We start from the raw sequence: 14,784 nt of genomic DNA on the forward strand, positions 1-14,784 counted from the left end.
TCCGGATGGAAGCGGCGCGATCACCATAGCACGGTTTTGCCCGCAGGCTGGCCTGCTTTGTCCCCCGGGGCGCCCGTTACGCGCCGACCCCCGCGAAGCGCAGGCCGCTCAGCTCCGCCATTTCGCGTTTCCAGGTGGTGATGTCGCGCGCCGTGAAGGCCGACAGCTCGGAATGGCCGCAGGCCCGCGACAGCACTTTCATCAGCGCCACGGACGCCTCGAAATACCGCGCCAGCCGCGCCGCGCCGGCCGCGACGTCCAGACGCGCGCGCAGCTCGGGCTTCTGCGTGGCGATCCCGGCCGGGCAGTTGTTCGTGTGGCACATCCGCGCCGCCACGCATCCGACCGCCTGAATGGCCGCGTTCGAAACGGCGACGGCGTCCGCGCCCAGGGCCAGCGCCTTGGTGAAATCCTCGGCCACGCGCAGCCCGCCGGTGACCACCAGCGTCACCTCGCGGCCCGCGGTCCGGTCCAGGTGGCGCCGCGCCCGGGCGAGCGCGGGAATGGTCGGCACGGAAATATGGTCCCGGAAGATGAGCGGCGCCGCGCCGGTGCCGCCGCCGCGCCCGTCGAGGATGATGTAGTCGGCCCCGGCGGCAAGCGCGAAGTCGATGTCGTCCTCGATGTGATTGGCAGAGAGCTTGAACCCGATCGGGATACCGCCGGAGCGTTCGCGCACCTCGTCGGCCAGCTTCCGGAAATCCGCCGCGGTCTCGAGGTCCGGGAAGGTGCTCGGCGAGATCGAGGTTTCGCCCGGCGTGGCGCCGCGCACCTCGGCCACGCGGCCCGTCACCTTGTCGCCGGGCAGATGCCCGCCGGTTCCGGTCTTGGCGCCCTGCCCGCCCTTGAAGTGGAAGGCCTGCACCTTCTCCGCCAGCTCCGGCGTCCATCCGAAACGCCCGGAGGCCAGCTCGTAGAAATAGCGGCTGTTCTCCGCCTGCTCTTCGGGAAGCATGCCGCCCTCGCCCGAGCAGATGCCCGTGCCGGCCTTCTCGGCACCGCGCGCGAGCGCGATCTTGGCTTCCTCGGAGAGCGCGCCGAGGCTCATGTCGGAGACGAAGAGCGGGATATCGAGATGCAGCGGCCGGCGCGCCCGCGGTCCGATCACCGTCTCGGTCCGGACGTCATGATCGTCGGGCAGCGGCTTGCGCGCCACCTGCGCGGGCAGGATCTGGATATCGTCCCAATGCGGCAGATCCTTTCGCGGCACGCCCATGGCCGCCACCTCGCCATGATGGCCCAGCTTGGACAGGCCGTCACGGGCAAGCGCGTGAATGCGGGCGACGGTGGGTTCTTCGGGCGTCGGTTTCGCACCCGGGGCCGCGTCGGCATCCGACCCGTCCTGCAGCACCTCGTCCCCGGCGGCGCGGTCGCCAAGCGTCGCATGGGTGCCGTCGCAATAGGGCGGGTTCCGCGTCGCCTTGCACCGGCACAGCGCGGCCTTCCCGGTCTTGTCGGCCTTGAAGGTCAGCGGCTCGATACCCGTGCCGGCGTGGGACCCGTCACAGAACGGCTGGTTGGAGGACCGCCCGCAGCGGCACCAGCTGTAGGTCTCGCCTGCTTCGAGCTCGACGGACTCGGGCGACTTGGCGGCAATGATCGGGGCGTCGGTCATCCTGTACTCTCGTCTTTTGCGTTTCGGGTCTGCCCCCAACCTATGGCATAGCGGGTCCGGGGAAAGCCCCCGTGCCCGACGCCCCCCGGGACCGCGACCGGTCCGAGATCGAAAGGAACGCCCGATGCGCGACCATGACGAACCCCACGCCAACCCGATCCTGGCGCGCGATGCGGACTGCCCGCCGGGCGAGGTGGAGACGCCGGCCTTCGTCATCCACGAGGATGCGGTCATGGCCAATCTCGAGAAAACGCTCGTGGCTTGCGGCGGTCCGGCCCGGCTGATGCCCCATGTCAAGACGCACCGCGCGCCATGGGTGGTCGCGGCCCTGCGCCGGGCGGGGATCGAGACCTTCAAGACCGCGACGGTCGCCGAGGTGGAAATGGTGGCGCGATGCGGCGCGAAAAACGTCACGCTGGCCTATCCGACGGTCAACCCGGCCAATGTCGCGCGGTTCATCCGCTGCGCCGCGGCCAATCCGGGGACCACCTTCGTCGGGATGGTCGACTCCGAGCATGGGCTGGGGGTCTGGCGAACACAGCTGGACACGGCACCGCACAATATCCTGATGCGCGTCGATCTCGACCCGGCGTTCGGCCGAACGGGCGCGCCGATGACGGAGGTGGCCGTCGACCTTGCGCGCGGGCTTCACGAGATGCGCCGGTTCCTTGGCTGGCATCTTTACGACGGCCATGTCCATGGCAGCCTCGCGGAGCGGCGCGCAAGGGTCGCGGCCGAAGCCGAGGCCGTGCGCGGGCTCGACGCCCGCCTCGCCGCGTTCGGGATATCCGGTGATCTGGTCGCGGGCGGGAGCTATACCTTCGATCTCTGGCCCGCCGAGGGGGCCCGGTTCGTGTCACCCGGCAGCTGGACCTATTCGAGCGCAATGCATGACCGCGATCTCGGGAACCTCGCCTGGAAGCCCGCCGCCTTCGTCCTGTCGACCGTGATATCGGCGTATGACGGCACCGTGACGCTCGATGCCGGATCGAAGGCCATCGCGCCCGACAAGCCCCTGAAGACGCGCTTCCCAGTCGACGGGGAGATCTGCCTGATGAGCGAGGAACACGCCGTGCTCCGCACCGCGGGCCTGGCGGTCGGCGACCGCGTGCTGCTCGTCCCGGAACACGCCTGCACGACCGCCTATCTCTACGACCGGGCCTGGGTGCGCGGGCGCGACGGCGCCTGGGAGGTTCGCGCCCAGCTCGGAAGCGCGCGCTAGCCCGCCGGCCATCCGGCGGAAATGGCGGGCAGCGCCGGATCGCGCGTGCCGGCAGCCGCGGCGGGCCGCGGCGCAGAGGGCACGCGCCTGGGGGCGCGCGTTGCCCCTGACCGATGCCCGAAGGGTTCGATCAGGGGCGTGGCCGCACCCCCGGGAAATGGCGCCCCGAAGGTCCGGGAGCCCCCTTGCATGGGGCCGAGATGCCGCGGGCTTAGTTCGCGTACTCGCTGAAGACGGTCACGCTTCCGTCGTCCTCCAGGCGGCAGCTCAAACGCTGGCCTCCTGCATCGAGCACCAGCAGCGGGCCGCCCCCGGTCCGGATGCGTTCCACGATATTGATGTCCATCGCGGGATAGCCCGCATAGCGCGCGGCCTGATCGATACAGCGCGCGTTCATGCCATCGAATTGCGCTTCGGTGCCGCTCAGGCCGTCATCGGTCATGCCGCCGCCGGACGTGCCGCCGCCGGTCTCGACGCATCCCGCCAGGGCGACGAGCGCTGCAGTGCCGATCAAGGTCTTGATCGCGTTGGTCATTTGTCTTTCCTTTCCTGCTTGTTGACCCAGGGGTTTACTCGACCCCGAAAACCATCTTGAACGCCTCTGGCCCGCTGCCCCCTGTCGATCACTCGGATCCCGTGACCGGCGGATTGCCAGAGGTGACCGCGATACATCCGCGATGACGACGCCCGAAGGCTCCGCGACCCGTCCGGATGGCAAGGCTGCCGCCCGCCGACGCACGCGGCACGCGGTGATCGCGGCCTCGATGCCCTTCGGACCGGTGCCGGCGCCGCGGCGGCGTGCGGCCGCGGCAGGAGGGCGCGTGATGGCGACGGGGCTTTCGCAGTCATCGGCTCGGGATCCTCCAGGACGTTGTGTCGACGCTCAGCCACCGAATATGACGGCATCGGGTATCTCGTAGCGCTCGTCGTCGACGCGGATGCGCGTCAGGTCACCCTCGCGGGTGGCCGAATTCTCGAAGCCGCCGCCGGCCTGGCTCGTGTCGGAACTCACGAAGGCCCCGTCCGTGAAGAACAGGGCGCGCGGGACCCCGTCAGGCTTGGTGATCACCACCGTCGCGGAGCCGTCGCCGTCACGGGCCACGCCCATCGCGCAGTGGGTCATCGGCGCGCCGACCCCCGCGGCACAGGGAACCGGCCCCACCGCGTCGAAGACGCCCTGCCCGGCCCGCAGCGCGGAATCCGCGGCCTCGAGATGTTCGCGCGCGCCCCAGCCGCTGACGCTGCCGTCGAGCGTGGCGACGCGACACCACGCATCCTCGCACCCGTCGTTCCGAAGCACCTGGCCCGGGAGGGCACTGCCCAGAACCGCAGATCCGGCATCCGGTGCGGCAAGGATCGGCATGTCCCCGGACAGTCCGAACGGGCTTAGGTAGGGGGGCGTGCCGGTCGGGGCCTCGCGGCCGGCATGGGTTTCCGGCAGGTCCGGCAGGGCGGCGTCCGCGCCGACGGCACGTGCAAGGTCGAGCGCGACATCCCCCTTCGTCAAGCGAAGCACATCCCGCAGCGGGTCGAAGGCGACGGCGACGCGCCCGCTGAAGAACGCGATGATCGTATCGTCCTGCAGGGTCATGGCCTCGCCGGGACAGGCCATCCGCGTGGTGGCGACCGGGCCGTCGATGACGAGGCCCCCCTCCTCCAGCCGCGCGCTGCCCTGGAACCTGTTGCACCCCGTGGTTCCCGAGAAGCCGCCCCCGGTCGAGAACTGCACGGACGGCACCGCGACGGGCGCGGCATCGTTCAGTGCCACCACCTGCCACTCGGCGGCCGCCACGCCGGCCGGCGTCAGGGCCATGAAAAGACCGGCGAGGACCGCACCACCACGGCAGGTCACGCGCCGGCGCGCCCCGGCTTTGGTTCTGCCGCCGACATTCTGCCGCAAACGCACTGGTTCACCCCTCCACTCCCGGGAAATGCAAGTGCAAGGCGTTGATCTCGCAAGTAGACTCAAACCCTGCACCGCCCCCTGCCGGCAGAGTGTTTCTCGGATCGTTTCCAAGGCAAAGGGCGAGAATATGCGTTTGGGGAATTGATCCGACCCGGCAGGCGTTTCCCCTGCGGCACCGCATGCGCGGCCCGCGCCTGAAATCCCCGGCTGCACCCGGCGACCGGCGGACAGCCGGCGGGCCTGCCCCGGTCAGAAACGCCCGCCGCGCGGCCACGACCGGACTCGACGGCGCTTCGGGAACAACGCATCCGGGCCTCGCGAGACCGGAGCCCCGTGCCGCGCACCCCGGAGAGGTGACGCGGCCTTGTCCGGTTTCGGCCCGTTCACCGGACCGCAGGGCGGTCCAAGGCGTCCTGCTCACCCCAGCGGGATGAGCGGCATGCCGAGCAACGCCTGCACGAAGACCGCGACGGTCAGGGCCACATAGCCGAGGGCCGCGTGGCGCACGGTGCGGACCGATCCGACCCTGTCGCCACGATCAAGCCACAGCGCGACCATAGGCAGGACCTGCATCGCGTGGAGCGATGCGAAATGCGCCGGCCGCAGGTCGCCCGTCACGCCGGACCAGCCGAAGAGCGGCAGCGTCGGCGCACCGTCGGGATGCACCCCGACATGGTGCCCGCCGATGAAGCTGAGATAGCCCGCGGCGATCATCGTCAGCACGAAGGTCAGCAGGAAGCCCAGCCAGATCGCCTCGCGCAGGGCGGGGCTCAGATCGGCGGCCTCGTCGCGCTTCACCACCCAGCCGATCACCGCCGTCGCGGCGACCAGCGACACCGCGCCCGCGGCCATCACGACTTCGTACATCATCCGGTGGAACGGCGTGGACACATTGAAATGCGACGGCTCGGCCCGGCCGGCCTGGTACATCATGTAGGCCATCTCCGACAGGAAGGCGGCCGCCATCACCCAGCCCAGGACGCGCAAGGGCCAGCCGGCGCGAACCCTCTCGGACAGGCGCGACTCGATCAGCGCGATGGTGCCGAACAGCACGGCGAAACTCAGCGCGAACTTCAGCGGCTTCATCCAGACCGGAACGGCGTCGATGGTACGGGCATCGACGAAGCTCCAGAGCACCGTGAGCGCGAACAGGACGAGGGAGACGACCGTCAGCGTCTGGAATTGCGACGGTTTCGCGATGCTGGCGGCAGGCGGGTTGAGATCAAGCAGCGACATGGGCCTGGCCTTTCAGGGAACGGGTTTGCGTGGGGATCATGGCGGCCCGCAGGCCAAGCTCGACCAGCGCCGCGATCAGGAAGCCGAGCGGGCCCAGCATGAAGGTGGACAGCAGGATCGGCGCCTGCACGAGGCGGCCGACCCCGGCGCGATCCATCCGCACGGCCATGACGGCGCCGACAAAGAGATCGAAGGCCAGGTAATGCACCCAGCCCGCGAGCAGCGCCCAGCGGTCCGACATGAGGATCGCGACATTGTCGAGGCTGTCGAAACCGCCGCCCATGCCGGAGAAGCGGCTGAAGATCAGCGCGGCATAGACCGCCGAGAGTCCGGCCGGGATGACCCAGAGCGGGATCGCGTTGAACCAGGCGAAGCGGCGCGGGCCGAGGATGAGCAGCGCCCACCCGGCCATCGCGGCGGTACCGACATGCGAGAAGAGAAGCTCGGGCGTCATCGCAATATCTCCAATGGAAGTTTCCACTGGTCATTTATTGGGCCCGACGCCTTGCAGAGTCCAGCGAAAAAATTTACATTGGAAACATGGAGACACCATCATGCTGAAAGAAAACAGAAAAAAGTATCACCACGGCGATCTGAAGGCAGCGCTTGTAGAGGCCGGCCTGGCTGAACTCGAGGAAAAGGGGCTGGAAGCGGTCTCGCTGCGCTCGATCGCGGCCCGGGTCGGGGTCAGTCACACGGCGCCGAAGAACCATTTCGACGGATTGCGCGGCCTGCTCACGGCGATCGCGACGGTCGGGTTCGAAAGGCACGCGGCCGAGATGCGGCGCGGGGTCGAGGACCAGCCGCCGGGCAAGGCCCGGCTGCACGCCGCCTGCAACGGCTATCTGCGCTTCGCGCTGGCGCATCCCGAGGTCTTCAAGCTCATGTTCTCCAGCACGCTCTGCAATGCCGACGACCCCGACCTGAAACGCGCGTCCCGGGACAGCTACACCGTGTTGCGCAGCGTTGCACACGGGCTCGACTGGGACAAGGCCGACGCGCCCGGCAGCCCGTGGCGGACCGAATGGATGCTGTGGAGCCTGGTGCACGGCTACGCGATGCTGCTGATCGAGGGGCAGATCCCGCGCGACGACGATGGAACGCCGCTGTTCGACATGGACGGTCTGCTGCCCGACTTCGCCTACCGCGAAGCGGAGCTGGAAACGATGCCGCCGCCTTTCGAGGGGCGCGGCGGCGCAAAACTGTGATGACCGCGTCCAGACCGCCGGTCCTGCACATTCTCAGCGGCAGGATCGCGGCCGCACCATCGCCACTGGCCGTTCAGCTTGCCGCCGCGCCGGGACCGGTGCTGGGCGCGCACGCAAGGCGAAGGCTTTTCCATCGTCCGTCATGCGGGAACAAACGATAGAAGAAATCCCGTGGACAGTCCCGCCCCGCCGCAATGATCAACCGGCCGCGACCGGTGCGCAGCCCCACCCGCATAACCCTCGAGAATAGCGGATTTATCCGGCCGCAGCCGGATCGGGAGAACGCGCATCAAGGGGGCGAGTGGCGGAGAGACAGGGATTCGAACCCTGGAGACGGTTTCCCGCCTACACGCGTTCCAGGCGTGCGCCTTCGACCACTCGGCCACCTCTCCGTGACGCGCGGTATAAGGTCGGGTTTCGGGGAAATCAAGGGACCCGACGCAGTTGAATCGCCGCCGTGTTTCAGTCGGCGAGACGCAGGCTGACGCGGCGGTTCTGCTTGCCCTTCTTCTCGATCTTGCCAAGCGCCAGGGGGCCGATCTCGCCAGTGCTGCGCACATGGGTGCCGCCGCAGGGCTGAAGGTCGACCTGCGCGTCCGCCGTGCCGATACGGATCAGCCTGACGCGGCCCGCGCCGGCGGGCGGCTTGACCGACATCGTCTTCACAAGGCCCGGATTGGCCGCCAGCGCGTCCTCGGTGATCCAGTCCTCGGTCACGGCAAGGTCACGCGCGGCAAGCGCGTTCAGCTCGGCCTCCAGCGCGGCCTTGTCGCCGGGCGCCTCGGGCATGTCGAAATCCAGCCGCCCCTTCTCGGCCGAGATCGCGCCCCCGGTCACGGGCAGCGGGATCACGACCGACAGCAGGTGCAGCGCCGTGTGGATACGCATGTGGCGGTGACGCCGGTCCCAGTCCAGCACCTGGCGCAGCTCGGTCCCGACCGGGGGCAGCGCGGCGGGCTCGCCCGGCACCAGCACGATGGCGTCGCCCGCGCCCTTCACGGTCGTGGCGATGGCGATCTCGCCGCCCTCCCAGACCAGACGGCCCGAGTCGCCCGGCTGCCCGCCGCCGGTCGGGTAGAAGATCGTCGCGTCCAGCACCACGCCGCCCTCGTCGGTCAGCCCCGTCACGCGGCCCGGGGCCTCACGCAGGTAGGGATCGTCGCGGAAAAGGGCCTCTGTCACGTTTCACCTCCTGTGGCATCGCCGCCGTCCTCCGGCTCCGGCGGCGTCTCGAGGGCGGGTTCGGGATGATCCTCGGGGGGCGCCCCCGACGCCGCGCCCGGCGCGGTGCGGAGCGACTCGGGATTGCGCAGCCAGACATCGCGCTGAGCGAAGGGAATCTCGATCCCCTCCTCGGCGAAGCGCTGCGCGATCTCGTGGTTGAGATCGGAATGCACGTTCAACACCCAGTTCACGTCGCGCAGGATCGCCCGGATCTCGAAATCGAGCGAATCCGCCCCGAAGCCGCGGAAGAGCACGTAGGGCGGCGGGTTCATGATCACCATCGGGTGGTTCTCGGCCACCCCCTTGAGGATCTTCTCGACCTTTCGGGTATCCGTGCCGTAGGCCACGCCCACCGGCACGATCAGCCGTCCGGCCAGGTTGGCATGGGTATAGTTCGTCACCCGCCCGGCGATCAGGTCGGCATTGGGCAGGATCACGTCCGACCGGTCGAAGGTCTCGATCCGGGTCGAGCGCACCGAGATGTCGCGCACGTTGCCGTGGATCCCGCCAACCTCGATCCAGTCGCCCTTCTTGATGGGCCGCTCGATCAGCAGGATGATCCCGGAGACGAAGTTCGACACGATGGTCTGAAGCCCGAAACCGATGCCGACCGACAGCGCACCGGCGACGATGGCCAGGCTCGATAGGTCGATGCCGGCGGTGGTGATGGCGATCAGCGCCGCCAGCACGATCCCCAGATAGCCGGTGCCGGTGACGATGGCCTCGCGCGCGCCGGTGTCCATCCGGGTCTTGGGCAGCACGGAGCCGCGCAGCGCCCCCTGGATCAGCCGGGTCACCATGTAGCCGATCACGAAGACGACCACGAAGGTCAGGATATCCTGCACCGAGATCTTGGTGTTGCCGATCGAGAACCCGTCGCGCATCACGGCCCAGATTTCCAGCAGATCGGTGGTGCGCGCGCCCCAGAAGAGCGCCAGCAGCGGCAGCGACAGGAGCGTCAGCGCGAAGCCGATCAGCACCGGCACGAGCGCATCGGCGATGCCGGTCTCCTCGTCCGCGCGCAGCGCGATGGCATAGAGGTTCACGAGGAAGCGGTTTAGGATGACCAGCGCGGCGACCAGCCCGACCGTCATCACCGAGGGAAAGACGAAGAAGCCCCCGGCGTTGAAATAGCCGATCCCGGCCAGAACCGGGCCGAGCACGCCGACGCCCAGCAGCGCCCGGCCCAGGATCGTCACGGCGCGTTGCCGGAAGAGCCCGCCCTCGTCGACATCCGCGGCGGCGTGCCCCTCGGCCACGAGGAGTCTCCCGAGCCGGTACAGCATCACCCCCATCACCACGATGACCGGGAAGCCGAACACCAGCAGGGCGCCGTCCGCGACGCCAGGCTGGCCGAGCAGCGCGCTTAACAGGATCGCCAGCGCGAGCAGCACGCCGAGCGCCGTTGCGATGCGGTGTCCCAGCGCGGCCTGGGCCTCGTCGAGATACATGAGCCGCGGCGCGGATTTTTCCGTGCTGAAGATCACCCAGCCCAGCCACTGGGCGCCGAAAAAGCCCAGCCCCATCTTGAGCAGCGTGTCCGGCAGCCATTCCGCCTTGACGCCGATCAGCTGGCTGACCTCGAGCGCCGTGGTCAGCGCCAGCAGGCCGAGCATCGGCAGCACGACCCGCGACAGCGAGGTCAGCAGCCAGCGCAGCTCGCGGTGAAAGGACGTGCTTCCCTGGGGGACGATGCGGGCGCTTGCGCGGTGGAACCAGCGCCGCCCGCGCAGGAGCAACACCAGCCCCGCGCCCAGAAGGGCCACGATCACCGGCAGGTTCTGCCACCTCTGGGCCGCGAGCGCATCGTTGGCCCAGTTCTCGACGATGCCCTCGACCAGTCCTACGGTGGCCTTCTCCAGCGCGCCGATGGCCGCGGGCCAGCTCGCCGGGTTCAGCGGCGACGGACCGAGCCGCAGCAACTGGTCGGTCTGGCGTTCGCGGACGATCGTGTCGATCTCGCGGATAAGCCCGTCGGCGCGGCTATAGGCTTCCTCGGCCGCGAGGACCGGCGCGCGCGCCTGGGCGAGCTGCTCGTTCAGCTCGGCGCGGCGGGCGGCGATCTCTTCGGACTCGGCGGCGTCTCCCTCCGGTTCCGGGCCGAGCGCCTCGATCTGCGCCTCCAGCGTCGCGATGCGCGCCGTGTGGCGGGTCTGCTCGGTCTGGAAGCGGCCGCGCCACTCGGCCAGTTGTGCGCGCAGCTGCCCGAAGGCCTCGGTGGAGGCGCGCTCGGCGGCGACGACCTCCTCGGCACGTGTGGCCAGCCGTTGCCACGCCTCGTAATCGGGCGGCTGGACTTCGGCGGTTTGCCCGCTATCGGGCGCCTGGGCCTCGACGGCCGTCGGCACGGCGCCGAGCACCAGGAACAGCGCCAGCGCCAGGCAAGCCAGGCCGCTCAGGAGCCGCGGCAGGGAGGGCAGCGCGCGGGCCATCTAGGCGAACACCGAGGGCAGCGGACGCGGCCCGGATGCCAGCCAGTCCGGCACCGGCAGCCCCTTTTCCCTGAGGAAGGCCGGGTTGAAGAGCTTGGACTGGTAGCGGTTGCCGTAGTCGCAGAGGATGGTGACGATGGTGTGGCCCGGCCCCATCTCCTCGGCCATGCGGATCGCGCCGGCGATGTTGATGCCGGAAGAGCCGCCCAGCACCAGCCCCTCTTCGCGCACGAGATCAAAGACGATCGGCAAAGCCTCGGAATCATGGATGTTCCAGGCCCAGTCGGGGCGGAAACCCTCGAGGTTGGCGGTCACCCGGCCCTGCCCGATCCCCTCGGTGATCGAGTTACCCTCGGACTTGAATTCGCCGGTGGTGTAATAGCTGTAGAGCGCCGCGCCGTCGGGATCCGCGAGGCCGATCTTCACGTCGCCCGAGCGCGCCCGCAGCCCCTCGGCGACGCCGGCCAGCGTGCCGCCGGAGCCCACCGCGCAGATGAAGCCGTCGACCCCGCCGTCGGTCTGCGCCCAGATCTCGGGCGCGGTCGTGTCGACATGCGCCTGGCGGTTGGCCACGTTGTCGAACTGGTTGGCCCAGATCGCGCCATGTGGCTCGGTCCTGGCCAGTTCCTCGGCCAACCGGCCGGAATAGCGCACGTAGTTGTTCGGGTTCTTGTAGGGGGCCGCGGGAACCTGCACCAGCTCCGCCCCCGCCAGGCGGATCGCGTCCTTCTTTTCCTGGCTCTGGGTCTCGGGGATCACGATCACCGTGCGAAAGCCCATGGCGTTGCCGACCAGCGCCAGGCCGATCCCGGTATTGCCGGCCGTGCCCTCGACGATGGTGCCGCCGGGTTCCAGCTGGCCGCGCGCCATCGCGTCACGGATGATCGACAATGCCGCGCGATCCTTCACCGACTGGCCCGGATTCAGGAACTCCGCCTTGCCGAGAATCTCGCAACCGGTGCGCTCCGACGCCTTGCGCAGGCGGATCAGGGGCGTATTGCCGACCGCGTCGGGCAGGTCCTTGTAGACGGTCATCGAGTGGTCCTTCTTCGCGGCGTTCCAGCCCCTTGATAGGACCGGGTGCGGTGGAACTCAAGCGCCCCCTGCCCGCCGCAGACGGTCACGATTGAGCGAGAGCCAGTAGGCCGACAGCAGCAGCGGCCCGGTCCCGGCCTCGCCCGTGCGCACCGCCTGCATGAGCCTGTCGAACGCCACGATCCGCGTGCGGATATTCTCGCCCTCGGTGGCGAGGCCGTGCACGCCTTCGGCGCTGTCGGGCAGCGCGGCCTCGGCGACGTAGGATACCAGGAACTCGGTGATGCAGCCCGGCGAGGGGTAATACGACCCGATATGATGCAGGGCGCCGATCTCGATACCCGCCTCCTCGCGGGTCTCCCGGCGCGCGGTCTCGGCCACGCTTTCGCCGGGATCACGGCGCCCGGCGACGGGTTCCAGGGTCCAGGGACAGGGATCGCCGCGGCCATAGGGACCGGGGCGGAACTGTTCCAGCAGGAGCACCGTGTCGCGCCGCGGGTCGTAGGGCAGAACCGTGACGGCATCGGCCGCGACGAAAACCGAGCGCGTGTTCGGCCGCAGCCGGCCGCCGCCGAAGGCCGGCAGGTCGAGCTCGTATTCCTCGACGTTGAAAAAGCCGGCATAGGGCCGCCGCCGGGACTCGAGCGTGACCGCCTCCGCGCCCAGCCCGGCGCGGATCTCCGCCGGCGGCGCCTCGGCCCGGGCGGCCAGGCGGCTCTGGGCCCGGGCCTCGATCTGGGCATAGCGCGCACCGACCGTTTCCGCCGGGCGGTGGCCCATCTCGCTCATCACCTCGCGGGCGGCCTCGGCGGCGAGGCCGCGATCCTCGTCCTGCCAGCGCGCCAGGTCCCAGTGCCCGTCCGTATGCAGGTGGCGCCCGTCGGGCCAGAACACCAGCGCCCGAACCGACGTCCCGCCCGAGACGACCTCGATGGGCTCGGTCCCGTAGCCGAAGGCGCCCTCGTAATAGGAAAGCCGCCCGACCTCTTCGGCGGTCAGCCCCGACAGCAGCAGCCCCGGCGCCACCGCGCCGGGCTCGGGCCGGATCACCGGATAGGCGCCCGGCACCACGCGATGCGCGGCATGGTCGGGCAGCGCCGCCTCCGCCAGGTCGCCGGGGTCTGCCGGACGGCCCAGCACGGCGGCCAGCAGCGCATGATCGCGCAAGGTGCCGTAGAGAAACACCCGCCGAAGATGCATCTCGGCCGTCACTTCCAGTGCCGTCCCGCCGTTTCCACGATGAGACCGGCGCAGATACCGCCGAGAACGAGGATGATGATCACCGGCCAGGTCATTGCAATCGCGCCATATTCCACGATCAGTGCGAAGACGCCGAGGATCGCCTGCATGGGGTCGTCATACATCCGGCGCATGGAGCGCTCCAGCATCCTCAGGATCGAGACCAGGATCAGCGCCCAGAGAAAGATCGCCGCCGCGCCGCGCAGCCCGGCCGCGGCGCCGAACTGCCAGCCGCGCCCGGCCCCCGGCCCGACGACGAACCAGCCCGCGAAGAAACCGAGCGCGATGGCCGCGATCGGCAGATTGCCGGCGCTCATGCCCTCGGGCAGCGCCGGGACCAGCGCCCGGCCCGCCGCCCAGCCGAGGGCGGCAAAGAGAAGCGCTGCGACCAGTTTCGGCGCTGTGGGCAAAACACGCCTCCTCAGGCGGGGCGGGTCACGGTGACCTGCGTCACGTCACAGTTTCCAACGCGGAAGGCCGCGGCGCAAGAGGTGAGGTAGTAGTTCCACATCCGCCGGAAACGATCGTCGAAGCCGAGCCGGCAGATGCTGTCCCACTCGTCGTTGAAAGTCTCGTGCCAGCGGCGCAGGGTCTGCGAGTAGCTCTGCCCGAACTCGTGCGACCCGGTCCAGGCCAGCCCGGCGCGCGAGACCTGATCCTGCAGGGCGGTCCGGCTGGGAACCATGCCACCCGGAAAGATATATTTCTGAATGAAATCAACACCTTTTCGGTAGGTCTCAAAGCGGTGCTCGGACAGGGTGATAATCTGCAGCGTCGCCTTGGCCCCCGGTTTCAGCCGCTCGCGGAGCGCGTCGAAGAAGACCGGCCAGTATTTCTCGCCCACCGCCTCGAACATCTCGATCGAGGCCACGGCGTCATACTGGCCGCGTTCGTCGCGGTAATCGCGCAGCACGATCTCCACCTTGTCCTCGAGCCCGGCGCGGCGGATGCGGTCCACCGCGTAATCATGCTGCTCGCGCGAGATGGTCAGACCGGTCACGCGCAGCCCCCGCTGGCCGGCCGCGTATTCGGCGAAACCGCCCCAGCCGCAGCCGATCTCGAGCACGTGGTCGCCCGGCTTCACGTCGAGCCGGTCCACCAGCGCCGCGTATTTCTGGATCTGCGCGCGCGGAAGATCCTCCTGCCCGGTCTCGAAGAGCGCGGAGGAATAGGTCATCGTCTCGTCGAGCCACTTTTCGTAGAAGGCATTGCCCAGATCGTAGTGGTAGGAGATGTTCTTCCTTGCCTGGCGCCGGGTATTGGCCCGCAGCAGGTGGCGGATGCGCTCGAAGGCGCGCACGAGCCCCATGCCGGGATAGCCGTCGAAGAGGTTGTCGTTGCTGTTGAGCACGAGATCCATAAAGGATTGCAGGTCCGGGGTCGACCACCACCCTTCGAGATAGGCGTCGGAAAAGCCCATGTCGCCCTCGCGGATCAGCCGCGCGAAAACGTCCGGGTCATGCACGCTTACCTCTGCCACCGGGCCGGGCTTGCCGCCCTCGGCCCGGAACACGCGGCCGTCGGGCAGCCGGATATCGAGCCGGCCGTTATCCATCTGCTGGGCGATCGCGAAAACCGGCGCGAAGTAGCGGGGCAGATCCTTCTGGCCCTTGGTGCTGGTCAGTATCGTCATGTTTCTCCCCGGTTTTTCGGAAGTAAGACCGATC

The 14,784-nt window shown here is 69.1% G+C and carries 13 protein-coding genes and 1 tRNA gene; 2 read left to right on the top strand and 12 right to left on the bottom strand.

Annotation, left to right across the window (positions count from 1 at the left end; genetic code table 11):
• Nucleotides 1-76 precede the first annotated feature (76 nt).
• The gene (locus tag ACQ5SP_RS13545; protein ID WP_430938924.1) at nt 77-1,615 is read right to left on the bottom strand and encodes a glutamate synthase-related protein; all 1,539 of its coding nucleotides are present in this window, start codon (nt 1,613-1,615) and stop codon (nt 77-79) included.
• Nucleotides 1,616-1,739: 124 nt separating this feature from the next.
• On the opposite strand from ACQ5SP_RS13545, the gene ACQ5SP_RS13550 reads away from it, so the two are divergent.
• Nucleotides 1,740-2,837 carry an alanine racemase gene (locus ACQ5SP_RS13550; protein WP_430938925.1) on the top strand — a complete coding sequence of 366 codons (1,098 nt, stop codon included), beginning with the start codon at nt 1,740-1,742 and terminating at the stop codon, nt 2,835-2,837.
• Nucleotides 2,838-3,048: 211 nt separating this feature from the next.
• On the opposite strand, the gene ACQ5SP_RS13555 is transcribed toward ACQ5SP_RS13550, so the two are convergent.
• From ACQ5SP_RS13555 to ACQ5SP_RS13570, 4 genes are all read right to left on the bottom strand, one after another.
• Nucleotides 3,049-3,372: a hypothetical protein gene (locus ACQ5SP_RS13555; RefSeq protein ID WP_430938926.1), complete on the bottom strand. Its 324-nt coding sequence runs from the start codon at nt 3,370-3,372 to the stop codon at nt 3,049-3,051.
• Between the two features lie 348 nt (nt 3,373-3,720).
• On the bottom strand, nt 3,721-4,650 hold the full coding sequence (locus tag ACQ5SP_RS13560) for an META domain-containing protein (RefSeq protein WP_430938927.1): 930 nt from the start codon (nt 4,648-4,650) through the stop codon (nt 3,721-3,723).
• Nucleotides 4,651-5,160: 510 nt separating this feature from the next.
• Nucleotides 5,161-5,979, bottom strand: coding sequence for a hypothetical protein (locus tag ACQ5SP_RS13565; protein ID WP_430938928.1), 819 nt, complete (start codon nt 5,977-5,979; stop codon nt 5,161-5,163).
• On the bottom strand, nt 5,966-6,433 hold the full coding sequence (locus tag ACQ5SP_RS13570; RefSeq protein WP_430938929.1) for an ABA4-like family protein: 468 nt from the start codon (nt 6,431-6,433) through the stop codon (nt 5,966-5,968). The genes ACQ5SP_RS13565 and ACQ5SP_RS13570 overlap by 14 nt, the downstream gene beginning before the upstream one ends.
• A gap of 100 nt (nt 6,434-6,533) precedes the next feature.
• On the opposite strand from ACQ5SP_RS13570, the gene ACQ5SP_RS13575 reads away from it, so the two are divergent.
• A complete protein-coding gene (locus ACQ5SP_RS13575; RefSeq protein ID WP_430938930.1) occupies nt 6,534-7,187 on the top strand; it encodes a TetR/AcrR family transcriptional regulator in 654 nt (217 codons plus the stop codon).
• A gap of 302 nt (nt 7,188-7,489) precedes the next feature.
• Here ACQ5SP_RS13575 and ACQ5SP_RS13580 read toward each other — a convergent pair.
• The 7 genes from ACQ5SP_RS13580 to ACQ5SP_RS13610 all read right to left on the bottom strand — a co-directional run bounded on the left by ACQ5SP_RS13580 (nt 7,490) and on the right by ACQ5SP_RS13610 (nt 14,750).
• Nucleotides 7,490-7,579, bottom strand: a tRNA-Ser gene (locus tag ACQ5SP_RS13580).
• Nucleotides 7,580-7,649: 70 nt separating this feature from the next.
• A complete protein-coding gene (locus ACQ5SP_RS13585) occupies nt 7,650-8,369 on the bottom strand; it encodes an alanyl-tRNA editing protein (protein WP_430938931.1) in 720 nt (239 codons plus the stop codon).
• Nucleotides 8,366-10,843 (bottom strand): DUF3772 domain-containing protein, encoded by a 2,478-nt coding sequence (locus ACQ5SP_RS13590; protein WP_430938932.1) that lies wholly within the window; start codon nt 10,841-10,843, stop codon nt 8,366-8,368. The genes ACQ5SP_RS13585 and ACQ5SP_RS13590 overlap by 4 nt, the downstream gene beginning before the upstream one ends.
• A complete protein-coding gene (locus ACQ5SP_RS13595) occupies nt 10,844-11,878 on the bottom strand; it encodes a cysteine synthase A (protein WP_430938933.1) in 1,035 nt (344 codons plus the stop codon).
• Between the two features lie 57 nt (nt 11,879-11,935).
• Nucleotides 11,936-13,078, bottom strand: a complete 1,143-nt coding sequence (locus ACQ5SP_RS13600) for an NUDIX domain-containing protein (RefSeq protein WP_430938934.1) — start codon at nt 13,076-13,078, stop codon at nt 11,936-11,938.
• Between the two features lie 8 nt (nt 13,079-13,086).
• On the bottom strand, nt 13,087-13,527 hold the full coding sequence (locus ACQ5SP_RS13605) for a TrgA family protein (protein ID WP_430938935.1): 441 nt from the start codon (nt 13,525-13,527) through the stop codon (nt 13,087-13,089).
• A gap of 11 nt (nt 13,528-13,538) precedes the next feature.
• On the bottom strand, nt 13,539-14,750 hold the full coding sequence (locus ACQ5SP_RS13610) for a class I SAM-dependent methyltransferase (protein WP_430938936.1): 1,212 nt from the start codon (nt 14,748-14,750) through the stop codon (nt 13,539-13,541).
• Nucleotides 14,751-14,784: the final 34 nt, after the last annotated feature.

This window comes from Rhodovulum sp. YNF3179 (assembly GCF_050586465.1).
Taxonomy (GTDB): Bacteria; Pseudomonadota; Alphaproteobacteria; order Rhodobacterales; family Rhodobacteraceae; genus CAJXYS01.

Coding starts and splice junctions, on each gene's coding strand:
- ACQ5SP_RS13545 (WP_430938924.1), bottom strand. CDS start 1,615: ATGACCGACGCCCCGATCATTGCCGCCAAGTCGCCCGAGTCCGTCGAG.
- ACQ5SP_RS13550 (WP_430938925.1), top strand. CDS start 1,740: ATGCGCGACCATGACGAACCCCACGCCAACCCGATCCTGGCGCGCGAT.
- ACQ5SP_RS13555 (WP_430938926.1), bottom strand. CDS start 3,372: ATGACCAACGCGATCAAGACCTTGATCGGCACTGCAGCGCTCGTCGCC.
- ACQ5SP_RS13560 (WP_430938927.1), bottom strand. CDS start 4,650: ATGGCCCTGACGCCGGCCGGCGTGGCGGCCGCCGAGTGGCAGGTGGTG.
- ACQ5SP_RS13565 (WP_430938928.1), bottom strand. CDS start 5,979: ATGTCGCTGCTTGATCTCAACCCGCCTGCCGCCAGCATCGCGAAACCG.
- ACQ5SP_RS13570 (WP_430938929.1), bottom strand. CDS start 6,433: ATGACGCCCGAGCTTCTCTTCTCGCATGTCGGTACCGCCGCGATGGCC.
- ACQ5SP_RS13575 (WP_430938930.1), top strand. CDS start 6,534: ATGCTGAAAGAAAACAGAAAAAAGTATCACCACGGCGATCTGAAGGCA.
- ACQ5SP_RS13590 (WP_430938932.1), bottom strand. CDS start 10,843: ATGGCCCGCGCGCTGCCCTCCCTGCCGCGGCTCCTGAGCGGCCTGGCT.
- ACQ5SP_RS13595 (WP_430938933.1), bottom strand. CDS start 11,878: ATGACCGTCTACAAGGACCTGCCCGACGCGGTCGGCAATACGCCCCTG.
- ACQ5SP_RS13600 (WP_430938934.1), bottom strand. CDS start 13,078: ATGCATCTTCGGCGGGTGTTTCTCTACGGCACCTTGCGCGATCATGCG.
- ACQ5SP_RS13610 (WP_430938936.1), bottom strand. CDS start 14,750: ATGACGATACTGACCAGCACCAAGGGCCAGAAGGATCTGCCCCGCTAC.